This window comes from Goodfellowiella coeruleoviolacea (genome assembly GCF_024171785.1).
Taxonomy (GTDB): Bacteria; Actinomycetota; Actinomycetes; order Mycobacteriales; family Pseudonocardiaceae; genus Goodfellowiella; species Goodfellowiella coeruleoviolacea.
The window spans coordinates 1-6,547 of the sequence record NZ_JAMTCK010000043.1; the positions used below are offsets into that span (position 1 = coordinate 1).

At 71.9% G+C, this 6,547-nt stretch carries 6 protein-coding genes; 3 read left to right on the plus strand and 3 right to left on the minus strand.

Annotated features, from left to right (window positions below; genetic code table 11):
• Together LX83_RS37440 and LX83_RS37445 are read right to left on the minus strand one after the other, a co-directional pair.
• On the minus strand, positions 1–200 hold a 200-nt coding region (locus LX83_RS37440), incomplete at its 3' end, for a transposase domain-containing protein (protein WP_253777129.1).
• Between the two features lie 196 nt (positions 201–396).
• The gene (locus tag LX83_RS37445; RefSeq protein ID WP_253780935.1) at positions 397–1,263 is read right to left on the minus strand and encodes an alpha/beta fold hydrolase; all 867 of its coding nucleotides are present in this window, start codon (positions 1,261–1,263) and stop codon (positions 397–399) included.
• A gap of 110 nt (positions 1,264–1,373) precedes the next feature.
• Between LX83_RS37445 and LX83_RS37450 the strand changes: the two genes are divergently transcribed.
• A complete protein-coding gene (locus tag LX83_RS37450) occupies positions 1,374–1,871 on the plus strand; it encodes a CGNR zinc finger domain-containing protein (RefSeq protein ID WP_253780938.1) in 498 nt (165 codons plus the stop codon).
• Positions 1,872–1,968: 97 nt separating this feature from the next.
• Here the strand turns inward: LX83_RS37450 and LX83_RS37455 are convergent, their stop codons facing one another.
• Positions 1,969–4,107: a HelD family protein gene (locus LX83_RS37455; RefSeq protein ID WP_407649781.1), complete on the minus strand. Its 2,139-nt coding sequence runs from the start codon at positions 4,105–4,107 to the stop codon at positions 1,969–1,971.
• Between the two features lie 259 nt (positions 4,108–4,366).
• On the opposite strand from LX83_RS37455, the gene LX83_RS37460 reads away from it, so the two are divergent.
• Together LX83_RS37460 and LX83_RS37465 are read left to right on the plus strand one after the other, a co-directional pair.
• Entirely contained in the window at positions 4,367–5,212 is an 846-nt protein-coding gene (locus tag LX83_RS37460) for an arginase family protein (protein WP_253780940.1), read from the plus strand.
• A gap of 70 nt (positions 5,213–5,282) precedes the next feature.
• Positions 5,283–6,011 (plus strand): SDR family NAD(P)-dependent oxidoreductase, encoded by a 729-nt coding sequence (locus LX83_RS37465; protein WP_253780942.1) that lies wholly within the window; start codon positions 5,283–5,285, stop codon positions 6,009–6,011.
• The last annotated feature ends 536 nt before the right edge of the window (positions 6,012–6,547 follow it).

Consider the following 6,547-nt stretch of genomic DNA (forward strand, 5'->3'; position numbering starts at 1 on the left):
CGGTAGCCCTGTCTGGGGAACAGGGCCATGGCCAGCACGAAGTACACCATGACCCGGGCGGGCAGCATGCGGACGCGCTGTTGGGTTCGGCGGGTCAGCGACAGTACCTGGTCGACCAGGGCGGGAGTGACGAGCTGGGTGAGTTCACCCAGGTGTCCCGGGGCGAACACCCCGGCGCTGTCCGGTGGGGTGTGGGGCATGACAGACTGGTATGGCAACGGAGTTCCCGAACAGAGTGATCTTGGTCGACACTCGTTCTACAGGAACTCCGTTGTCTGCTTTTCAACCCCCTCAGACGCACCTCGCCCACCACCTCTTGACGCCGGCCACCAACACCTAACTTCCCGGCATTGGTTTGCAAAGTCAACTCGCGCGGTTGCGGGTGCACCGGGGGGCTCAGCGCAGGTGCCGGCCGAGGAAGTCGCGCATGTGGGCGGCGATGGTGTCCAGGTGGGTCTCCAGGGCGAAGTGGCCGGTGTCGAGCAGGTGGATCTCGGCGTCGGGCAGGTCGCGCTGGAACGCCCGGGCGCCGTCCGGGCCGAAGATCTCGTCGTTCGCGCCCCACACGGCCAGCAGGGGCACCTGGCTGGTCCGGAAGTACCGCTGGACCTCGGGGTACAGCGCCGCGTTGGTCGGGTAGTCGCGGAACAGCGCCAGCTGGATCTCGGCGTTGCCCGGCCGGTCCAGCAGGGCCTGGTCGTGGATCCAGTTGTCCGGGCTGACCAGGCTCTCGTCCGGCACGCCGTGCAGGTACTGCCACCGCGTGCTCTCCAGGGTGTACATGCCGCGCGCGTCCTGCTCGCTGTCGTGCGTGGGCGTGGCGGCGTAGGCGAACAGCGGCGCCCAGAACTCGTCCACGAACCCCTCGGTGTAGGCGTTGCCGCTCTGGGTGACGATCGCGGTGACCCGCTCGGGTGAGCGCGACGCCAGCCGCCAGCCCACGGGCGCGCCGTAGTCCTGCACGTACAGGGCGTACCGGTCGACGCCGAGCCGGTCGAGCAGTGCGGCGGTCACCCGGGTCAGCTCGTCGAAGGAGTACGTGAACTCCTCCACCGAGGGCATGGCGCTGTTGCCGAAGCCGATGAGGTCCGGCGCGATCACCCGGTAGCGGTCGGCCAGCGCGGGAATCAGGTTGCGGTACATGTGCGAGCTGGTGGGGAACCCGTGCAGCAACACGATCGCGGGCGCGTCCCTCGGTCCAGCCTCGCGGTAGAAGACCGGCAGTCCGTCGATGGTCTCGGTGTGGTGCCTGACCGTCGCCATGTCTAACCCCTTCAAGTTATCAATCCGGTTAGGTATGGGTGCAGTCAAGCCGGCGCGGTCTAACTTGTCAAGAGGCTTGATAGAGTTAGGTTGAGTCTGGGAGGGAAGCCGTGCCAACGCCAGAGGGCATCTTGTTGCCGCTGCTCAACAGCCGTCCGGTGGACAACGGCAGGCAGCACGACGCCCTGGCCGACCCGGACGAGGGGCGCCGCTGGCTGCGGGACCACGGCGGCCAGGGCACCGAGGCCGAACTGGCACACCTGCGGCGCGCCCGCGACCTGCTCGACGCGGTGGTGCGCGGCAACGCCCCCGCCGAGGACCTCGCCCCGCTGCTGCGCGGGGTGCGCCGGGTGCCCGTGCTGCGCGACGGCGAACTCGACTGGGAACTCCAGGTCGAGCCGGACACCGGCCCGGCCGTGCGGGCGGTGCTGGAATGGGCGGAACTGCGCGAGCGCGCGCCAGGCCGGCTGCGGCCCTGCGCCAACCCGGAGTGCCGGCTGTTCCTAATCGACCGCAGCCGCGCCAACCGCGCCCGCTGGTGCTCCATGTCGGGCTGCGGGAACCGGCTCAAGGCCCGCCGGCACTACGAACGCACCCGAGGGGCGTGACCCCGGCAGCGCGGCGCCCGGCCCGCGGCATGGCCGGCGGGCGGGATCAGGCGTGGGCGGCCCGGCCGCTGGTCACCGGGCCACCCACGCACCACGACTAGTTGCCCGGCAACCAGGAGGGGTCGGTGGCCAGCACGGTCAGGCGCTGGGTGGCGCGGGTCAGCGCCACGTACAGGGTGCGCCGGCCGCTGCTGGACTCGGCGATGAGTTCGGCCGGCTCCAGCACGAGCACCCCGTCGTACTCCATGCCCTTGGACTCCAGGCTGCCCACCACGTGCAGCCGCTCGTCGGCGAGCAGGTCGGCCAGCCAGGCGCGCACCTCGTCGGTGCGGGCCATCGTGGTGACCACCCCGACCGTGCCGTCCACAAGGGACAGCAGCTCCCGCGCGCCGTCCACTGTGGCCGATTCCAGTGCGGCCGGCCCGACCTGGCGCACCACCGGCTCGATCCCGGTGCTGCGCACCGCCCTGGGGAACTCGGTGGCCGGTGCCTCCGGCGCCATCACCCGCACGGCCAGGGCGAAGATCTCCGCCGAGTTGCGGTAGTTGGTGCGCAGCGTGAACGCCCGCCGCCGGCCCGCCTCGCGCAGCGCCTCGTCCTTGGCGCCCGCGGCCTCCGCCAGGTCCGGCCACGAACTCTGCAGCGGGTCGCCCACCAGGGTCCAGCTCGCGTACCGGCCGCGCCGGCCCACCATCCGCCACTGCATGGGCGACAGGTCCTGCGACTCGTCCACCACCAGGTGCGAGTACTCGTCGTAGTGCTCCGGCCGGCGCCGCCGCACCGGCGCGCCCCGGTCGAACCCGGCCAGCGTCTGCGGCTCCGCCCCCCGCCGACGCCGCCGCGCCGGCTGGCCGAGCAGCACCCGCAGCTCGTCCAGCAGCGCCACGTCCGCCACCGACCACCCGTCCTGCCGCCAGGACCGGGACAGCAGCTCGACCTCGGTCGGGGACAGCACCCGCTGGCCGGCCCTGGCCAGCCGCTCCGGGTCGGCCAGCCAGCCGAGCACGTCGGCCGGCCGCACCAGCGGCCACCAGTCGACCAGGAACCGGCGGAACTCCGTCCGGTCGACCAGGTCGTTGAACATCTCCTTCTCCTCGCCGACCACGGCCGGGTCGGCGAACCGCCGGTGCTTGTGCCACAACGCGTCCAGCAGCACCTCGGCGGCGGGCCCGTAGGCCCCGTTGGGCGTCTTGACCCGGTTGTGCACCTTGCGGCGCAGCTTGGCCAGCTCCTCCGGGCCGAGCTTGACCACCCCGCCCCGGTAGACCACCCGGAACTCGGTGGGCGCGCCCGGCGGCGTGTCGCGCACCGCCCTGGACAGCACCCGGCGCATCCGGTCGGTGCCCTTGATCTCCCCCACCTCGGCCGGGTCGACCCGGACCGAGGACTCGCCGTCCAGCAGCTCACCCAGCGCGCGCAGGTCGGCGGTGTCCTCACCCATCGACGGCAGCACCCGGGAGATGTAGTTCATGAACGTCGGTGACGGACCGATCACCAGCACCCCGGCCCCGCCCATCCGCTTGCGGTCCCGGTAGAGCAGGTGCGCGACCCGGTGCAGGGCCACCGCGGTCTTGCCGGTGCCCGGCCCACCGGTGATCTCGGTGACCCCACCGGCTGGCGCCCGGATCGCCTCGTGCTGCTCGCGCTGGATGGTGGCGAGGATGTCGCGCATGGCCGTGCCCCTGGCCCTGGTCATGCTGGCCAGCAACGCGCCCTCACCGACCACCCGGATGTGCTCCGGCACGTCGGCGGTGATCAGCAGGTCGTCATCGATGTCCACAACGGACTGACCGGAGCAGCGGATCACCCGTCGGCGGATCACCCCCATGGGTTCGTCCGCGGTGGCCTCGTAGAACGGCGCGGCGGCCGGCGCGCGCCAGTCCACCACCAGCGTGTCGAACTCGGCGTCGCGGATGCCCAGCCGCCCCACGTAGATGGTCTCGCCGCCGACCAGGTCGAGCCGCCCGAACACCAGCCCCTCGGACTCGGCGTCCAGCGCCTGCAACAGGCGGCTGGCGTGCCGCACCATCACGTCCCGCTCGAACAGCATGGTCGCCTGTTCCAGCATGGCCTCGCCGGCCGCCCCGTGGCCGCGCTCGTACCCCTTGTCCCGCATGGCCACGGCCTCGGACCGCAGCTCGGCCAACCGGGCGTAGACCCGGTCGACGTAGACCTGCTCGACCGCGATCTCAGCCTGTCTGATCGCGGCCGCCGACCCGGCAGCTGGCCCGGCCACCGACCCGGCCACCGACCCGCTCGCCGTCGAGACTGCTCCGGACACGGAATCTGACACGCACTGCTCCCCGCTCACCCCGCACACTGACAGAAGTGCGACGTTACGTCCTTGACCCGCGCGTCACGTCGGCGACCGGGTTGATGTCGCTGGAAAATCGCAGGGTAATGTTGCCACTAGGCCACTGGAAAGGCGCTACCGATCACAGCGCTACGCACAGGGCGCTAGTGACATCGCGTTGTAGCCCAACCAGGATGATCTTGTGGAGATTCACGCTGTCCCGCAGCGACAGGGTGCGGTGGTGCACCGGTCCACGTCCCTGCCCGCCGGATGCCTGGCGCTCGCCGACCTGGCGGCCAGGCTGCTCGGGGTTCCGGTGCGCCGGGTGCCCGTGCGCGCGGCCAGTTCGCCGACCACGAGCTTCGTCGCCAACCGCCAGGTGCTGCTGGACAACCGGCAGATCCAGCTCTCCGCGCTGCGCGCCGCGCAGCGCCCGGTGCTGACCATCGGCGGCGACTGCGGCGTTGAGACGGTCGTGCTCGGCGAGGCCAGGCGCCGGTTCGGCCCGGCACTGGGGGTGGCGTGGTTCGACGCGCACGCCGACCTGAACATCCCGGCCACCTCCCCGTCGTTCGCGTTCCACGGCATGGCGCTGCGGGCCGCGCTGGGCGAGGGCGACCGCGACTTCGTGGTCGACCCGGCCGTGGACCCGCGCAACGTCGTGCTGGTGGGCACCCGCTCGTTCGACCCGGCCGAGCAGGCCATGGTCGACCGCCGGGTGGTGCGGCACGTGCCCGTGCAGCAGGGCTGGCAACCCGACTGGGTGAGCGCCGAACTGGCCGCCGCCCGGATCCAGCAGGTGTACCTGCACATCGACCTCGACGTGCTGGACCCGCTGGAGTTCGGTGGCGCGTGCTGCCCGGAGCCGGTGGGCCTGCAGATCGACGAGGTGGTGGCCGCCATCTACCTGGTCGCCGCGCGGTGGCCGGTCATCGGCGCGGGCATCACCGAGTGCGCCACGGACGACCCGGCCGCGCTGCGCGCGCTCACCCCGCTGCTGGTGGCCCTGGGTGAGGTGCTCACCACACCGCCCGGCGCGCTGGCTTGACCTGGACCGCGCTCCAGGTCGCAGGCTTGGTCGCCGAACGCAGGTGAGCGACGATCGATGAGGTGAGTTCGTGACACGCACCGCAGTGGTGACCGGTGGGGCGACCGGGATCGGCCGGGCGATCGCGCGGGAGCTGGCCGCGGCCGGTGTCGACGTGGTGATCACCGGCCGGCGCCGCGACCGGCTCGACCAGGCCGCCGCCGAACTGGGGGAGCGGGTGCGTGGCGTGGCCTTCGACGCCACCGACCCCGAGGCCGTGTCCGCCGCACTGGCCGACCTGCCCGAGCGGGTGGACGTGCTGGTGAACAACGCCGGCGGCAACGCGGCCCGGCGCGTGCCCACCCCGCCGGGCGATCTGGCCGCGCTCAAGGCCGAGTGGCTGGCCAACCTGGACGCCAACCTGGTCAGCGCGGTGCTGGTGACCACCGCGCTGCAACCGCGACTGGCCGACCAGGCGCGCGTGGTGCACATCGGGTCGATCGCGGGCCGGCGCGGCCCCGGCTCCTACGGGGCGGCCAAGGCCGGTCTGGAGGCGTGGACCGCCGGCCTGGCCTTCGAGCTGGGCAGCCGGGGCATCACGGTCAACGTGGTCTCGCCCGGCCTGGTCGAGGACACCGAGTTCTTCGGCGACACCCTGAGCGAGCAGCGCCGGCAGTGGCTGATCGACCAGGCCGCCAACGGCCGGGCCGGCACCCCGGAGGACGTGGCCAGCCTGGTGGCGTTCCTCACCTCCCCGCGGGCCGGCCACATCACCGGTCAGGTGATCCCGGTCAACGGCGGCGCCCACCTGGCCCGCTGAGCCCCCGCCGATCCACGCCCGACCCCGGGCAGCCGACGCGCCGACGTGGCGTCGGGCGTGCTGTGTCACCCGTCCGGCCGCCCAGTTGTCCACAGGCCCGCCCAGTTGTCCACAGGCACCGGTCGACCCCTGTTCTCGCTGGTGGGGGGTGGATAGGCTGGTCCAGGGGACGCCCCCCTGGGAGTGAAGTGGGCCCCGGAAGTTGGACTGGAAATCCAGTTCCGACTTTGGGGGAGCAGTTCGTGCATCCAGGTAGTTCGTTGTCTGAGCGGCAGCGTGAGGCTGCTGTGGCGTTGTTCGGGGAGGGGCACGGGTCGAGGTCCGTCGCGGGCCGGTTGGGCGTGTCTCGTGACGCGGTGAGAGGGTTGTACCGCCGCTGGCTTCTCCGAGGCGCGGGAGCGCTGATCATGGATTCGACCCCACGGTCGTTCTCGTTCGAGTTCAAACTCGATGTCGTGCGCCGGTTTGTGGACGGTGAGGCCACCGCGGCCGAGTTGGCCCACGAGCACGACCTGTCCTCACCCGACTTGGTCAAG